Here is a 15,836-nt window from a genome sequence, read left to right as displayed (position 1 = left end):
TTACAACGTGCAAATCAAGCACCCTCCATCAGCGTCGTCATCAGTATCCTCAACAATATCCATTAGCCGCTTTGATTTTTTTATAATTTTTTTTGAAGACACACTATCAGGTCTTGATATTAATTCTTCCAAAGTACCTACAGAACTCCAGGTGTAGCGAATATCTGTATCTTCATCTAACTGTTCATATTTTTTAGCTCTTTCAAATAAATCTGGATGATTTTTTTTCAAACCAATCCATTCTTCTTTTCGTTGAAAAAAACAAAAATAGCAACCAGACCTACTTCTCCATTTATAATATTCAGGAATGCCTATACCAGAAGATTCAAGTATTTTAAAAATATCTTCCTTGTCCAAACCATCCTCTCTGAATGGCATTCGCGTTTTTATATTAGGCTTACTTGAAATATAACCAACCCTATCAGGCTCGTCTGCACGAATACCTATATAACTAATTGCCTCGTCATTGCCAACGAATCTTTCAAAAGGAATTAATTTTAGATTAATTGTACACCATCGTTGTTGTGGCGATGGAAGATAATTCTTATGTAATTTCAGATAGTGACCAAAAAGACCATCTTCTTCATTGGAGTTTTCCTTTTTAATTTGATTCTCTTTGAATCCATCAGGTAGGAGTCTAACTATTGGCTTGCACAGATAATCTTCCAGTTTATCAATATATTCCAAGGTTTCGGGGAGTTCTGCTCCTGTATCTGAAAAAAAATACTCCATTTTTTCGTGGATTTCTGGATATTTGTCACGGATATAAATGGCCAGCGCGGAACTATCCTTGCCACCCGACAAACCCAGTAAATGCCGCACAGGTTTCTTTTCCGTTAAATCATTCATGACTGAACCTCTTCCATTTGCTCTTTTTGTGATAAACGCCCCAACAGGCTGGCAATAATGGCCAGTTGTTCGGATTCGTTAAGCCCATCCAATCCTTTGGCAATTTCCCCCACCCGCTTTTCAACAGCTTTCCGCTGGGAGTCCGAGAGTTGCACCACCCGGCTTCTTTCCCCATGCGTGGTGTCCACCCATCGGATCAAAACGGTGCCCTGGGCATTGTCAGCATTGGGAACAGCCAACCGCAGCTTGATCAAATCCCGCAACTGTTGCCCACGCTCTTCCAGCCGCAAGCCTGCCTGCAAGCGGTTCTCATCCGCCCATTTTTTCGGTGGGACGCCCTCAACCAATGTGGCGATGGATTCCAGCCAAGCCTGGTCAGAGTCATACCCAGAATCCCCAAGGCGACGGATGAACGCCCCAACCCCTTTCTGGTCAGTCGCGTATTTGTCCAACCCCGCATAACGCTTTGCCAACTCCGCCCGTAGTGACGGCAGGTCAGGCATCGCCCCATCCAGCAACACCTGGTTTAACTGCGCCTGCCAATGCTCCAATAGTGTCCCGTAGGCGGCATTCAGCTCGCGCAAAACGGCCACCAAACGCTGGATAAAGCTTTCCACCAACACCGCGTCGCCGGACTCAAATGCATCAACGGCAAGCCCACAAGCCTGAGGCAACTCATTGAACAACAAGGCCCCCGGACTTTTCGCCTGGGCGAACACCTTGCGTACCCGCTCGGCATCCGCACTCAAACCTGAACAACGCATGGTGTAGGGCGGCAAATTGGAAACAAAACGCACCAACGGCCCCACGATGTCCAATAGGGAGGCGTCTTCGCGCACCTTGCCAACCACTGTCCCCATGTACTGGTCAAACAAGTCGCCGCGCACACCTTTCAACTCGAAACGTTCCAGTGCAAACAGCTCGGGGCGACGGCACAGGAGTTCTGCTTGCGCCAAGGACATGTCATCGGAGAATACGCCTTCCTGATACAGCGCCACTTCACGACGATAGGCCAGGAAATAGGCAACCAGGATAACCGGCAATACCCCCAGCTTGATGCCGAAGGGCGGTTGCCGCAAGGCATTGTAGATTTCGGTGAGTGGCACTTGCCTTGCGCCTGCATTGCCCAGCAATTGGGTGATGGCTTCCCACATCGGCTGCAAACTATTAGGGATCTGGAATAGCAATTTCCCATTGTCCAGCACATCCTCTGGAGCGGGCGCATGAAATCCCCAACGCCCTTTTTCTTGCCGATGCAACTCTGTTGCGTAAAGCAATGACAAATACAAGCTCATTTCCGCAGGCGTTTTCTCAATCCCCAGATAGGGCTGGTCAGCCGAGGTGAGCATGGCGTTGATCAGGCGTTTGCGCCCAGTATTGGCACTAGGGGATGGCTTGTCCCAATTGGCCAACTCATTGCGGATCAGCGGCGCTTTCGGGTAGCAAGACTCCTTCATCCATGTGGATAACTGCCCCTGCAAACTGCGGCGGTTAAGCACAGTCCATGCCTTGCCATTCGCAGACCATTGCAGGGATTCCGGTTCTTCCAGAAAGCTCCGTAAACGCTTGCTGGTTTCTATTTCGGCATTGTGCAGCCAGTCCCGGTATTCACGCTGCGCCACCGGGTCTTGGTGCAGGGCTGCGTGATGCTTGGGCAATTCCTGCAAGGCCAATTGGGTGATGACGGCTTCCCGCAGCCGTTCGGTGGAGTGGCATACTGCAACCACGTCGTATTGGCCGAACGTGTTCATGTCCGGCAACACTTCGCCCTCTTCAGCGAGGTAAAACACGATGCGCGGGGATGTTTGCCCCAGCTTGGCTTTATTGCGGGTAAGGTGGGAAGCAAAATACGGCGAGAAGCTGCGTAATGTGCCCTTTTCAATGGTGGCGCGGCGTGCCACTACAGACTTGAACGGTGCGAGCGCGTTGAGTTTGTCCGCCAGTGGCAGGTTTTCAAACTCCACCCTTGCTTGCCGCAAACTACCGGCCAAGTCGAAATCACTGCCCTGCCAGACACGGTATTCCTGGTTGAAACTGCGGAAATGGATAATGGAGGCATCCAGCAACCGCTGGCTATGTTGTGGCAGGCTTTCACCAAAAGCCAGTTGCAAAATGGGCTGGCTGGCTTTCAGGCCACGTTGGCTGCCCACCAGATTCAGCAAGCCGATAACTTTCAGCAAACCAACAGCAGGGTCATTTGGGGCAGCATCAAAACGTTCCAGCGCTGTCACCACTTCCACCCAGCGATGGTAGGTCAGGGGATCTGAGAAACCGCCGGGATGATTCAGCATAAAGTAGTCATACAAATCGGCAGGCATGACCCATTCACCCACATGCAACTGGGCAAGCCGGTGACGTAGGCCAAATGGTTCCTGGCTACCCAAGTATGAAAACAGGGTGCGTTCATTCTGGGCAACCTTCTGGCACAAGGTCGGCAATATCAGCGTCGTCAGGGGGTGCAAGGGATAGCATTGTGCAAACAGGGCTTGGGCATTGGGTTTGTCCATGCCATGTGGGAGCGCCCCTTCTTCGGCCAGTACTGTTGCCCAAATGTCCAGTTGTGTTTGGGTGGCGGCGGGTAACGGGCAGTGGCCGTCAAATGCGGCGGCGACAATCCGTAATGCCTGTTCAGCAGGTTCAAGGAATGCCAGCGTATTGAAACGCCCCTGAATTTTCTGCCATTCGTCCCGCAGGTGTTTGCCCAAACGTTGTGTGTAATGCTCAAACGATTGGTGCAGCATGACCACGATGTGCAAGGGCGCATCCCCACCTTGATGGGCGTGTTCCGCCAACAGTTGCAGCAAATGGATTTCGCGGTTTTGCGGGTGGTACGCTTCATATTCGAGGAACTTGCCCAGTTCATCAATTTCGAGCAATACGCCCGCCCCACCCAGGATCGCCCACTCCAACTGAATCTCTTCGATCAGCGCGATGACGCGATCCATCGTTGGTGGCGTAGCATCTTGGGCGGCTGTCAGGACTTTGCGCTGAAAGGCTTTGTCCATACCTTGCTGCTCCATTGCATGGGCAAAGGCCGCCAGCAATTGCTTGCTCAAGGATGTTGGGATGCCATTAACCACGACGCGCAAAAAGCCGCGTTCGCCAACAGCGGGTTGCTTGAAGTGTGGCAGCAATGCCTTGGCATGGTCATGCTGCGCCAAGACGGTTAACGCAGCCTGGCGTAGCGGGTCATCATTCCCAGCCAGTAATGCGGAAAGGAACAAGGCAAAGGCGGATTTTCCCGAGCCGTAAGGGCCGATTAATGCCAGTGCCCGGTCAGCAGGCGCATCACTCAAGCTGTCGGTCACTTGCTCCAAGGCTTGCAACGATTTGGCTGTTGGCAAATAAGCCTTTACCAACTCCAGATTGCCCACATCACGCTGCAAATTGACGGAACGGGTGTAGCCTGCCCGCAAACGGATTTGTTCGCTCAAGCCACTCATGCCGCTTCCCCCTTGTAGTGCTGGTAGTAATTGGCCAACACAGTTTCAGGCCGTTGCGGGGGGGTCAAACGGTAAAGCTGGTTGACGCCTGCCGTATCGCGCAATTCATACATGCGCGGGTAATCTTCCATCATCTGATGCAAACACGTCATCAGGCCATCTTCATTCAAGCGGAATATAGCGCCAGGAGCCGCCCAACCACTGCCGCCATAAAGCAGGTCACGCACAGGAATGGCGGCTTCTTTAGCGTTTTGGTGTTTGCCTGCGTGTTCAGCAAAGCGTTGTTGCAGGGCAAAGTGCATGGCTACCGTTGGCAAAAAGGGGCGCGACGTCCGCAAACTGTTGTAACCATAGCCTTCGTCGATATTCACCAATTGCAAGGACGCCAAGGGTGAATCGAGGTGTTCTTCTCCACCACGACTGGCAACAGGTGAGTACATGCGTAGTAAAGTTGATATATCAGATTTCAGCGTAGTGTGTGCCCGCTTCAAGCCCAATTCTTGTGCCACGAAATCTTCCAGGGCTTGCAGGGCGTCCTTGTCGCGGAAACGTGGCGCGGAATAGTGGTTGAAGAACCAGAAAAACCCTGTCGCCCACTCGGCATTGGAGGCAATCAACCAATGCACGATCCACAATGTGGCTTCATCTTCCAGGTAAGGGTCGCCTTCTTTGCCCAGCAAAGCCTTACCTAGCGGGGAAACTGATCCGTCACCACCAACGAAGGTGGCTAATCCGGTAACGTGTAACCAGTAGTGCAGGGCATTGACCATGTTGCGCCCCAACCCCAACTCGGTCATGGCTGTTTCGTGTTCGCGTTCCTGAAAAATGCCCTTTTGCTTGCCAATAACTTCCACACCTTTGGTCAGCCAGCCATACCGCAAGGGGAAGGTTTCGTGCCGCCCAAAGGCCGTTTTGTTCTTGTTCAGTTTCATTCAATCCAATTCCTGCATCCGGCGCACAGCAGCAACAATGCGCTCCACCGCCAGTGAAATGTCTGCCATTGTGTGGTAACGGCTGAAACTTGCCCTGACAGCCCCATACAACGCATCCCCTTCGATCCCCATTGCCCGTAACACATAAGAGGGGTCGACAGTTCCCGAGGCGCAAGCAGACCCGGATGATAAGGCCACCTCTGTGGCGAGTTGGTTTATCAACGCATCGCTGCTAATGCCATAGATGGAAAAATTGACAATATAAGGTGAACTTCGTTCTCTATCGCCGTGTATTTTTATAGCAAAATTTTGTTCGAGCTGCTCAATAAATAGTCTATTCAGCGTTGAAACGTGTGAGTGGTCTTGTGCTTGATGCTTGGTGGCAAGCTGCAAGGCCACACTCATTCCAGCAATCTGATGGGTGGCCAATGTTCCGGAACGCAGCCCAAATTCTTGCCCGCCACCAGTCAATAGAGGTTCTAGGCGCAGATGGCGGCGATTGCGGATAACCAAACATCCCACCCCCTTGGGGCCATGGAATTTATGGGCAGACAGTGAAAGCAAATCAATGGGGGTTTCGCTCAGGTTGAGGGGCAACTTGCCAACTGCCTGGGCAGCATCGACATGAAATAGCACCCCAGCGTCCGCCAGCAAACTGGCAATTTCCCCAACTGGCTGGATCACCCCAGTTTCATTATTGGTATGGAGCAGCGAAACCAGCAAGGTATCAGGGCGCAAAGCATTTTTTACAGCATCAGGGTTTATCGTCCCCCCGCTATCCGGCCTTAGGTAGGTTAGCGTAAAGCCTTCCCGCTCTAGCGACCGGCATGTTTCCAGGACTGATTTGTGTTCAATGAGCGATGTAATTATGTGCTTGCCTTGGCTTGCATGGGTGTGCGCTATGCCCCTTAAGGCCAGGTTATTTGCTTCTGTTGCGCCTGATGTGAACACAACCTCTTCTGGTTCGCAGCCAATAGCCGTGGCAATCGCTGTGCGGAACGTGTCTACGGAGGCTGCTGCCTCTTGGCCGGGCAGGTGATTTGTAGATGAGGGATTGTAGTAACACCCGCTAGACCCTAGGTAGCAAAGCATTGCCGCTATGGCTTCCGGCGCAACAGGCGTAGTTGATGCCGCATCCAAGTATAGGGGTTGTTTATTCATTAACACTCAATTACTTAGCGAAAAATGAGAAAACCTGTAAAACATTAAGCCCGGAGATATGTATGAAACATAGCCAATAGAGCGCTTTGCCCAAAGAATACAGCGTGAAACAGGTAGGGTAAATTTACATCAGGCCACCATTGATTATCAATATTTATGATTATATTTTTATAATAAAAATGCTGGAATTACTTAAAAGATAGGCGGTTATTCGTCCAGCAAGGCAGTGGTATATACTTGACGCCATATCGTATGGTCGAAACAGTTACAACAATCATGGCTACCCTGATCCCTTCCCTGAACAGTTGCATCAGCAAGATGACTTCCGGCGAAAAGCGCTTCGCCCGGCGGTTGGAGCAATTGCTGGAAAATGATTACCTGTGCTGGTATGAGCCGCGTGTCGGCAGCGGCTTTCGGCAGCGCTATGCCGACTTCATTATCGTCCATCCTTGGCGCGGCCTGTTATTGCTGGAGGTGAAAGATTGGAAGCTGGAGCATATCCGCTCCATCGACAAGGTTTCCGCAACCTTGCTCACGGATAACGGTTTGAAAACGGTTGCAAACCCGCTGGAACAGGCAAGGCAATGTGCCTACAAACTGATACAGCAATTGGAGCAAGACCCGCAACTGATCATGCATGGCGGCAAGCATCAGGGAAAACTCGTGTTCCCCTACGGTTACGGAGTGGTGTTGAGCCAGATTACCCGCCAGCAATTTTCCAGCACTGACCTGCCTGAAGTGTTGCCGTGGAACCGTGTCCTGTGCCGGGATGAAATGCAGGAAAACACGGATCCAGAAGATTTTCAGCAATGTTTGTGGAACATGTTTGACTATCAGTTCAGCAAGCCGTTGAGCGTGCCGCAGATCGACCGCATCCGCTGGCATATCTTCCCCGAAATCCGTATCGCTGGACAAGGCAGCCTATTCGCTGACCCACTGGCGGGCAGCAGCGAAGCGTCAGAACCAGCGCAGGCTGACACACTCTTGCCAGACATCATCAAGGTCATGGATATGCAGCAGGAGCAATTGGCCCGGAGCATGGGGAATGGGCACCGTGTCATCCATGGCGTCTCGGGTTCAGGCAAGACGTTGATTCTGGGTTACCGCTGCCTGTATCTGGCGAAACTGCTGCATAAGCCTATCCTGGTGCTGTGCTACAACATTGCCCTTGCCGCCCGCCTACGCACGCTGATGGAGGAAAAAGGCGTCAACGATAAAGTCAGCGTTTACCATTTCCATGATTGGTGTGGTGAACAGTTACGCGCCTACCACATTGACCGCCCGCAAGCGCAGGGAATGGAATACGTGAATGCGTTGGTTGGCGCAGTCATCGCTTCTGTCGAAAATGGGCGGATCCCCCGCGCCCAGTACGGTGCCATCATGATCGATGAAGGCCATGATTTCGAACCGGAATGGCTCAAACTGATCAGTGGCATGGTGGATCCGGAAACTGACTCCCTGTTGCTGCTGTACGATGACGCCCAGTCGATTTATCAGCCGCAGAAACAACTGAAATTCAGCCTTTCCAGTGTCGGCGTCAAAGCCCAGGGGCGCACCACCATCCTCAAGCTCAACTACCGCAATACCGATGAGGTTTTCAGCTTTGCGTATCGGTTTGCCCGCCAATTTTTGCAGCCCCAAGACAGCGATGACGACCATATACCACTGATTGAACCACAAGCTGTTGGCCACCATAGCTTCAACCCAGAACTGCGCATTTTTCCAAGCTTCGGGGCAGAAGTCGCCAGGATCACACATTGGCTGCAACATTGGCATGACAGCAAGGGAATCCCATGGGCTGACATGGCTGTGCTTTACCGCCATGTCCCGCAGGGGCGAGAGTTGTATCAAGCGTTATCGTCAGCCTCTATCCCCTGCCACTGGTTAAGCGATTCAGCCAGCAAGAAGCGTTTCAACCCCATGGCCGACAGTGTGAAATTGATGACCCTTCATAGCAGCAAAGGGTTGGAGTTTTCCTTGGTTGTGATTGCAGGCGTGGGTTTCATCGACACTGACCAGACAACAGCGCCTGATGAAGCAAAACTCCTGTATGTCGGCATGACCCGCTCAACCGACAGGCTGTTATTGACCAGCCACCGGGAGACAGACTTTACCCATGCCCTATCGGAAGGCATCGAAGCCTAAACAAATCCAATTCCTAGATGCAACCAACTTTCAGCTGGCTTCCAGCAAGGAACCCGTCAACGCATCTAAATCATAACCCGCCAAAACCAGATGTTTAGAGGTCATGTAAACCACCACGTAATAGAACCAGCTTCACCAGCAAACGCCCTGCCATGGCCACCAACCAGCCCCAAAATCACGTCGCCTGGTAGTACAAATTCTGCGGATGGTTCGCCTGTGCGAAGAAAAACCAGCGTTCCGCCAGCAATCCGACATATTGCACCAGCACCGCCACCGCCAGCAGCGCCAGCATCTGGTTTGACCAGCCGATCACCACCAGCGTCACCGGCGCGATAAAGGCAGCGATCAGGAAAAACACTTTCACCGCCTGCACAAACTGCGGGCTTTTGTGGTGGAAGAATTCACGGGTATTGAACGAGCCGCCCATCGCCCCCTGCGAAATCTGGCGGATGTTCGGGTGGCGCACGCCAATTGCGGTGCTGAGGGTGCTCTTGCGCTTGAGGTTGGCATTGCGGCGCAGCGAAAACATGCGCATGACAAACCCCGCCAGCGTGAACACCAGCGCCCAGCCCGCATACGCATTGGTCAGGCTGCTGTTGAAATAGCCCCCCAACGTCGCCGCCAAGGTAAAACCGGAAGCCAGCCCCAGCAAGGTATAGTTGATGATGGTCAGCGGCGACGCCCATTCCTGGATGAATCTGATCGCCGCGTAAACCATGCCGGTGCACAGGTACAGCAGCAATGACAGCAACCCCGCCAGCAACCCAACCACCAGGGTCAACCTGATTTCCACCGCGCCGGTGGTGGTGAGAACCGGATCAATCCCGAAGTGATGCAACGCGCCCCAGATGAACGCCATGCCGCTGAAGGCGGGCAGCACAATCACTTCACGCGCCAGCCAGGAGGTTTTCCACTTGGTTGCTGCACGCCAGGCGCGTTCCGGGCGGCCCAAATGGAAGAAGGACGCAAACAAACCAAGCCCCATCAGCACCAGCACGATCAGGGTGCCGGTAAGGTACAGGTTTAGCGGGGCGGCATCGCCCACCACGCCGAAGGTGTTGTAAACCTGGCCGGTATACAGCGCCAGAAACAGGCCCTGGCCCGCGCCGATCAGCGTCGTCAGGAAAATGACCGAAAAAGCAGGGTGCATGGGTAAAATCTCCTTAGAACAGGAAGTCGTCCAGCGTCGGCAGGTCGGCGCTGGCCGGGGCACGCTGTTCTTCTTTCTTCAACGGGTTGTCGACACGGTGCAGGGACTCTTCGGTCACATGCGACTTGGTTTTCTGCCGGGGCAGGTAATGGTTGGCCGGGCGGGTTCCCCATTCCGGCTGCAACTGATAGCCGCCACGCTCGGCGATTGCGGTGGAAACTTCGGAATCCGGGTCATGTACATCGCCAAACAAACGCGCACTGGTCGGGCAGGCCAGCACACAGGAAGGCTTGCGGCGCTCTTCCGGCAGGCTCATGTCGTAAATGCGGTCGACGCACAGGGTGCATTTCTTCATGACCTTCTGCTTTTCGTCGATTTCGCGCGCGCCGTATGGGCAGGCCCATGAGCAGTATTTGCAGCCGATGCACTTGTCGTAATCGACCAGCACGATACCGTCTTCCTTGCGTTTGTAGCTCGCACCTGTCGGGCATACCGGCACGCATGGTGGGTCTTCGCAATGCAGGCAGCTTTTCGGAAAGTGGACCGTTTCCACTTTCGGATATTCGCCCACTTCAAACGTCTGTACACGATTGAAGAAGGTGCCGGTCGGGTCTTTGCCGTATGGGTTTTTGTCGACCATGCCACCGCCGCCGGAGCCGGAGGTGTTCCATTCCTTGCAGGAGGTGACGCAGGCGCTACAGCCTACGCAGACGTTCAGGTCAATAACCAGGGCTAACTGAGTCATGCTTTACCCCTCTTGAAGCGATTCTTGAACAGGCCGGAACCACCGATAAAGGTTTGCCACTTGCCTACTGGCTTGGCCATACCGGGGTAACGAGGCTGGGTCTGGAACTGCGGGAAGGTGGAGCCCTGTTCCTTTTTGTCCGCCTTGTACACTTTCACGCGCACATCAAACCAGGCCGCCTGGCCGGTCAGCGGATCGGAGTTGGAATAGTGCTGGCCTTCCGGCTGGTTGGGTAGCTCTTCGCCGATGAGGTGGTTGAGCAGGAAACCGCGCTGGCATTCGTTGGCGTCCTTTTCCAGACCCCAAGCGCCGGACGCCTTGCCGATGGCGTTCCACGTCCAGACCGTGTTCGGCTCGACCGATTGCGAGTAACGTGCCTGACAACGCACGCGGCCATGCACGGATTCAGCCCAGATCCAGTCGCCGTCCTCGAAGCCGTATTTCGCGCCCACGCTTGGGTGCATGTGCAAATAATTGTGTGCATGAATCTGCCGCAGCCACGCGTTCTGCGAATCCCACGAGTGGTACATCGCCATCGGCCGTTGGGTCAGGGCACTGAGCGGATAATCATGCTTATTGATCATCTCGTTTTCCAGCGGCTCGTAGTAGAACGGCAGCGCATCGAAGAAGCGTTCCACACGCTTGCGCAGACGATCCGGCGGCTGCTTGCCGTGGGAAATGCCTTGTGCGGCGCGGCGGAATTTGTGCAGCACTTCGGAATACAGGTGGATGTGGATCGGCTCGGCGTAACGGGTCAGGCCGTTTTCCTTCGCCCAGCGCAGATAACCCATGTTCCAGTTGCGCATGTACTGGTAGGACTTCGGCAGCACGTAATGGTGCATGCAGTTGTTCTTGGCGTAACGCTCCCACTGGTTCGGGTTAGGTGCGCCACGCATGGTTTTTTCGCCGCTCTGCCCGCGCCAGCCGCTTAAGAAACCGATGCCGGAGCCGGGTGCGGTTTCAAAATTGACAATGAAATCCGGGTAATCGCGGAATTTGCGCTTGCCATTGGCATCAACGAAGGCAGGGAGTTGCATGCGTGAACCCAGCTCGATCAGCACTTCCTGGAACGGCTTGCAATCGCCAGTCGGTGGCAGGATCGGGATGCGCACAGAGTCGACCGGGCCATCATATTCGGAAATTGGCCGGTCGAGCATCGACATGACATCGTAGCGTTCCAGATAAGTGGTGTCCGGCAGAATCAGGTCGGCGAACGCGGTCATTTCCGAATGGAACGCATCGCACACCACCAGGAACGGAATCTTGTACTCGCCGTTTTCGTCCTTGTCCGCCAGCATCTTGCGCACTTCGCTGGTGTTCATGGACGAGTTCCACGCCATGTTCGCCATGAAAATCAGCAAGGTGTCCAACTTGTACGGGTCGCCGCGCCACGCATTGGTAATAACGTTATGCATCAGGCCGTGCACGGAAAGCGGGTATTCCCAGGAGAAGCCCTTGTCGATACGCACCGGCTCGCCCTGATCATCAACGAACAAGTCATCCGGGTCGGCAGGCCAGCCCAGCGGAACGCCTTCCAGCGGTGTGTTCGGCTTGACATCATCCGGTGAAGTCGGTGTTTTCGGGCAAGGCGGAATCGGGCGCGGATACGGCGCTTTGTGGCGGAAACCACCTGGGCGGTCGATGGTGCCGAGCAGCGACATCAGGATGCTGAGTGCACGGATGGTCTGGAAACCGTTGGAATGTGCCGCGAGGCCGCGCATGGCGTGAAATGCCACCGGATTGCCGGTGACATGATCGTGTTCGTTGCCCCACACGTCCGTCCAGGCAATCGGCAGTTCGATCTTCTGGTCGCGCGCGGTGATGCCCATCTCGTGCGCCAGCCGCTTGATGGTGGCAGCCGGGATGCCGGTAATGTCTTCCGCCCATTCAGCGGAGTAGGCTTCGACGCGCTCACGCAGCAACTGGAAGGAGGGCTTTACCGGGGTGCCGTCCTTCAGTTTGAATTCGCCGGTCAGGAATGGGTCAGCGCCCGGCGTATGGGTGGAAATCGGCTTGTTCAATTCACGATCCCACCACAGCTTGTTCTGCGGGTCGAAACAGCCTTCTTCCAACGGGACTTCGAAGCGCAGGAACATGCCGTATTCACGGTTTTTCGGGTCCATATTGACCAGTTCCGGCCCGTTGGTGTAGTTCACCACGAAGTCGCGGTCGTACAGGCCCTGCTCGATGATTTCACGGATGATCGCCAGCAGCAGCGCGCCATCGGTGCCAGGGCGGATTGGAATCCATTCATCCGCAACGGCTGCATAGCCGGTACGCACCGGGTTGATCGCAATCATGCGCCCGCCGTTGCGCTTGAACTGGGAAAGCTCGATTTTCAGCGGGTTGGAATGGTGGTCTTCCGCCGTGCCGATCATCACAAACAGCTTGGCGTGATGCAGGTCAGGCCCACCAAATTCCCAGAAGGAACCGCCGATGGAATAGATCATGCCCGCCGCCATATTGACCGAGCAGAAACCGCCGTGTGCTGCATAGTTCGGCGTACCGAACTGCTTGGCGAACAGGCCGGTCAGTGCCTGCATCTGGTCACGGCCGGTGAACAGGCCGAATTTTTTCGGGTCGGTTTCCCGAATGTGTTTGAGGCGGGTTGCCAGCGTGTCGAACGCTTCTTCCCAAGTGATGGGTTCGAACTGGCCTTCGCCACGGGTCGCATTGGCTTTGCGGCGCAGCGGCTGGGTCAGACGCGCGGGGGAATATTGCTTCATGATGCCGGAGGAACCCTTCGCGCAGATCACGCCCTTGTTGAGCGGATGGTCTGGGTTGCCTTCGATGTATTTCACCTCACCGTTCTTGAGGTGGACGTTGATACCGCAGCGGCACGCACACATGTAACAAGTGGTGCTTTTGATCTCGGTAGCCTGGCTAGTTTGGGTAGTCATAATCAGTATGTAACTAAATAAGGATTTACTGAAATACAGTGTAGCCCGATAGTGCTTGAGATGGGTTAAGGAATCAATAACCCATTTTATCTATATAAATAGAAATTATTTATTTAACAATAGATTACCCTGTCACGAATCGTGTGCTTTAATCAAAAGTGTGCTGATGAGGAGGGAATATTATGCGGCGTATACGGACTATAGGTGAGTTGCTGGGGAAACTGGGCGACTTTGCGGTAGAGGTTTTCCATATTCTGGGGCTGTTTGTGATTGGCGGCACAATCGTCTGGACGGCGATCCATACTTATATCGCCGACATCATGAGCAAGCCTTATGCAACCCTGGATGACATCCTGTTGCTGTTCATCTACTTGGAGCTTGGGGCGATGGTGGGGATTTTTTTCCGCACTCACCGGCTGCCGGTGATTTTCTTGCTGTTTATCTCCATGACCGCGTTGACGCGCTATCTGGCAATCGACCTGAAAGGCTTCGACAATATGAAGATCATCACCATTGTGGCGGCGATCCTGCTGCTGTCACTGGCGACGCTGGTGCTGCGTTTCAGCGAAAAGCGCTTCACGTCGGACATGGAAAGCCCTTCCGCACGGCAGGACGTGAGCGACCACGGGGAAACACTGTCATCATGACAAATGAAACATGAGGCAACCGGGACAAAAGTAAAACAAAACAACCAGAGGCAGTGTCTCATGATTAGCCGACAAACCTAACCATCGGGGGAGACTCCTCATGAATACAGCCAACCGCTACCACAGCATCCTGCAAGCGACCGAACAACGCTACACCCAACGTTTCCAGGAACGCGCGAACCGGGCCAAACTGGCACCCAAACGCATCTTGGGAAGCAATGACCTGGTTCCCATCCTGTACCTGCATCAGGCACTGGCCGCCGCCCGCCCCGTGGCGCGGATTCACATCTACTCGGCGGATGGCGTCCGGCTGGGTTACGGCACCGGCTTTCTGGCGTCGCCGCGCCTGCTGCTGACCAACAACCATGTGCTGGGCAATGCGGCGGATGCGGCCAAATGCCAGGCCGAATTCAATTACGAGCTGGGCGCATCCGGCAACACAGGCCCTAGCGCCAGCTTTCCGCTAGACCCGGACAGCCTGTTCCTGACCGATGAGGAACTGGACTATACGTTGGTGGCATTAGGCCCTGACCCCGCGCTTGCCGCCTACGGCTGGCTGCCACTGACCGAAACGCCCATCAAACCGATGCTGGGCGAATGGGTCAACATCATCCAGCATCCCAATGGCGAACCCAAACAGCTTGCCCTGCGCGAAAACCAAGTGATCGACGAACTGGAACAGTTCCTGCAATACCGCACCGACACCGCCCCCGGCTCCTCCGGCTCGCCGGTGTTCAATGACCATTGGGAAGTGGTGGCGCTGCACCATTCCGGCGTGCCGCAACGCGATGGGCAAAACCGCATCCTCACCACCGACGGGCAAGTGTGGGAACCATCCATGGGCGAACAGCGCATTGCCTGGAAAGCCAACGAAGGCGTGCGCATCAGCCAGATCGTCGCCCACATCAAGGCGCAGCCCCTCACCCCGGAACAGCAGGAACTGTGCGCTGGCCTGTTCACGGCCACGGCTTCCCAGCCGGATGCGGCACCCGCCAACCCCGAACTGGATGCCGCGCTTGCAACCCTGGCCGAAGCCGCCGGGCGCGATTATTACAACGCCACGGAAGACCAAGCAGCGGCGCAAGCCTATTACCAGGCTGTCCAGGCCGACGCGCAGCCTGCGGACTTTTACGCCCAACTCAGCGAACTGGTGCGCACCACGCATCCCCGCACATTCACCTACAACCCCAGCCAGAACGTTTACCCTTGGGTGGATTTACACCCAGACCTGAAAATCCGCAGCATTTATTCCGGCCAGGATTTTGACCCGGCAGAACTGATCCGGGAAGACTTCCGCATCGGCCAACAGCGCTCGGAACGCCTGCGCGAGGCGCTGCTGCACGAAGCCAGCCTGGGCCGGGAGCGCCTGGAGCAGGAACTGGATCTGCTGGAAACCTCCCTGCCTTACAACTGCGAGCATGTGGTGCCGCAATCCTGGTTCCAGAAAAAAGAGCCGATGCGCGGCGACATGCACCACCTGTTCGCCTGCGAAAGCGGCTGCAACAGTTTCCGTGGCAATACGCCGTATTACGATTTCCCGGATTTCGAGGAGGCGCTGCGCGACGCCTGCGGCAAGCGCAATGAGGACAAATTCGAGCCGGTCAGCGGCAAAGGGACGGTGGCGCGCGCTGTCCTGTATTTCCTGCTGCGCTACCCTGGCGTGGTGGGGAATGAGGCGCGCGAAATGCAACGGGAACGCCTGCCCATGCTGCTGGCTTGGCACAACAGTTCCCCGCCGGATGCGTATGAGCAGCACCGCAATGCGGCCGTGCACGCCCAGCAGGGCAACCGCAACCCGCTGATTGACCACCCGGAATGGGCGGACAAGATTGATTTCACACCAGGCATGGCCTGAAACGGCAAG

At 54.8% G+C, this 15,836-nt stretch carries 10 protein-coding genes; 3 read left to right on the top strand and 7 right to left on the bottom strand.

The window, feature by feature from the left end:
- The 4 genes from VSS37_RS21390 to VSS37_RS21375 are packed head-to-tail and all read right to left on the bottom strand — an operon-like array spanning position 1 to position 6,385.
- Positions 1-849 carry a phosphoadenosine phosphosulfate reductase domain-containing protein gene (locus VSS37_RS21390; protein WP_324698555.1) on the bottom strand — a complete coding sequence of 283 codons (849 nt, stop codon included), beginning with the start codon at positions 847-849 and terminating at the stop codon, positions 1-3.
- Positions 846-4,292, bottom strand: a complete 3,447-nt coding sequence (locus VSS37_RS21385) for a hypothetical protein (protein ID WP_324698553.1) — start codon at positions 4,290-4,292, stop codon at positions 846-848. The genes VSS37_RS21390 and VSS37_RS21385 overlap by 4 nt, the downstream gene beginning before the upstream one ends.
- On the bottom strand, positions 4,289-5,224 hold the full coding sequence (locus VSS37_RS21380) for a DUF4007 family protein (protein ID WP_324698551.1): 936 nt from the start codon (positions 5,222-5,224) through the stop codon (positions 4,289-4,291). Before VSS37_RS21380 ends, VSS37_RS21385 begins: the two co-directional genes overlap by 4 nt.
- The gene (locus tag VSS37_RS21375; protein ID WP_324698549.1) at positions 5,225-6,385 is read right to left on the bottom strand and encodes a cysteine desulfurase family protein; all 1,161 of its coding nucleotides are present in this window, start codon (positions 6,383-6,385) and stop codon (positions 5,225-5,227) included. It lies immediately after the preceding gene.
- A 276-nt stretch (positions 6,386-6,661) separates the two neighbouring features.
- On the opposite strand from VSS37_RS21375, the gene VSS37_RS21370 reads away from it, so the two are divergent.
- On the top strand, positions 6,662-8,530 hold the full coding sequence (locus VSS37_RS21370; RefSeq protein WP_324698547.1) for a 3'-5' exonuclease: 1,869 nt from the start codon (positions 6,662-6,664) through the stop codon (positions 8,528-8,530).
- Positions 8,531-8,705: 175 nt separating this feature from the next.
- Here the strand turns inward: VSS37_RS21370 and VSS37_RS21365 are convergent, their stop codons facing one another.
- Genes VSS37_RS21365 through VSS37_RS21355 form a run of 3 tightly spaced genes read right to left on the bottom strand, consistent with a single transcriptional unit; the run spans position 8,706 to position 13,325 of the window.
- Entirely contained in the window at positions 8,706-9,680 is a 975-nt protein-coding gene (locus VSS37_RS21365) for a dimethyl sulfoxide reductase anchor subunit family protein (RefSeq protein WP_324698545.1), read from the bottom strand.
- A gap of 13 nt (positions 9,681-9,693) precedes the next feature.
- A complete protein-coding gene (locus VSS37_RS21360; RefSeq protein ID WP_324698543.1) occupies positions 9,694-10,425 on the bottom strand; it encodes a 4Fe-4S dicluster domain-containing protein in 732 nt (243 codons plus the stop codon).
- The gene (locus tag VSS37_RS21355; RefSeq protein ID WP_324698541.1) at positions 10,422-13,325 is read right to left on the bottom strand and encodes a molybdopterin oxidoreductase family protein; all 2,904 of its coding nucleotides are present in this window, start codon (positions 13,323-13,325) and stop codon (positions 10,422-10,424) included. The genes VSS37_RS21360 and VSS37_RS21355 overlap by 4 nt, the downstream gene beginning before the upstream one ends.
- Positions 13,326-13,507: 182 nt before the next feature.
- On the opposite strand from VSS37_RS21355, the gene VSS37_RS21350 reads away from it, so the two are divergent.
- Together VSS37_RS21350 and VSS37_RS21345 are read left to right on the top strand one after the other, a co-directional pair.
- Positions 13,508-13,972, top strand: a complete 465-nt coding sequence (locus VSS37_RS21350) for a phosphate-starvation-inducible protein PsiE (protein WP_324698539.1) — start codon at positions 13,508-13,510, stop codon at positions 13,970-13,972.
- A 100-nt stretch (positions 13,973-14,072) separates the two neighbouring features.
- A complete protein-coding gene (locus VSS37_RS21345; protein WP_324698537.1) occupies positions 14,073-15,827 on the top strand; it encodes an endonuclease in 1,755 nt (584 codons plus the stop codon).
- The last annotated feature ends 9 nt before the right edge of the window (positions 15,828-15,836 follow it).

It is taken from the genome of Candidatus Thiothrix phosphatis, assembly GCF_035668035.1.
GTDB lineage: Bacteria > Pseudomonadota > Gammaproteobacteria > Thiotrichales > Thiotrichaceae > Thiothrix > Thiothrix phosphatis.
The sequence above is the reverse complement of the archived record's forward strand: the minus strand, read 5'-3'. Positions and strand labels throughout refer to the sequence as shown.

Bases quoted from the DNA above. Each gene is read 5' to 3' on its own strand.
- VSS37_RS21390 (WP_324698555.1), bottom strand. From the start codon at position 849: ATGAATGATTTAACGGAAAAGAAACCTGTGCGGCATTTACTGGGTTTG.
- VSS37_RS21385 (WP_324698553.1), bottom strand. From the start codon at position 4,292: ATGAGTGGCTTGAGCGAACAAATCCGTTTGCGGGCAGGCTACACCCGT.
- VSS37_RS21380 (WP_324698551.1), bottom strand. From the start codon at position 5,224: ATGAAACTGAACAAGAACAAAACGGCCTTTGGGCGGCACGAAACCTTC.
- VSS37_RS21375 (WP_324698549.1), bottom strand. From the start codon at position 6,385: ATGAATAAACAACCCCTATACTTGGATGCGGCATCAACTACGCCTGTT.
- VSS37_RS21370 (WP_324698547.1), top strand. From the start codon at position 6,662: ATGGCTACCCTGATCCCTTCCCTGAACAGTTGCATCAGCAAGATGACT.
- VSS37_RS21365 (WP_324698545.1), bottom strand. From the start codon at position 9,680: ATGCACCCTGCTTTTTCGGTCATTTTCCTGACGACGCTGATCGGCGCG.
- VSS37_RS21360 (WP_324698543.1), bottom strand. From the start codon at position 10,425: ATGACTCAGTTAGCCCTGGTTATTGACCTGAACGTCTGCGTAGGCTGT.
- VSS37_RS21355 (WP_324698541.1), bottom strand. From the start codon at position 13,325: ATGACTACCCAAACTAGCCAGGCTACCGAGATCAAAAGCACCACTTGT.
- VSS37_RS21350 (WP_324698539.1), top strand. From the start codon at position 13,508: ATGCGGCGTATACGGACTATAGGTGAGTTGCTGGGGAAACTGGGCGAC.
- VSS37_RS21345 (WP_324698537.1), top strand. From the start codon at position 14,073: ATGAATACAGCCAACCGCTACCACAGCATCCTGCAAGCGACCGAACAA.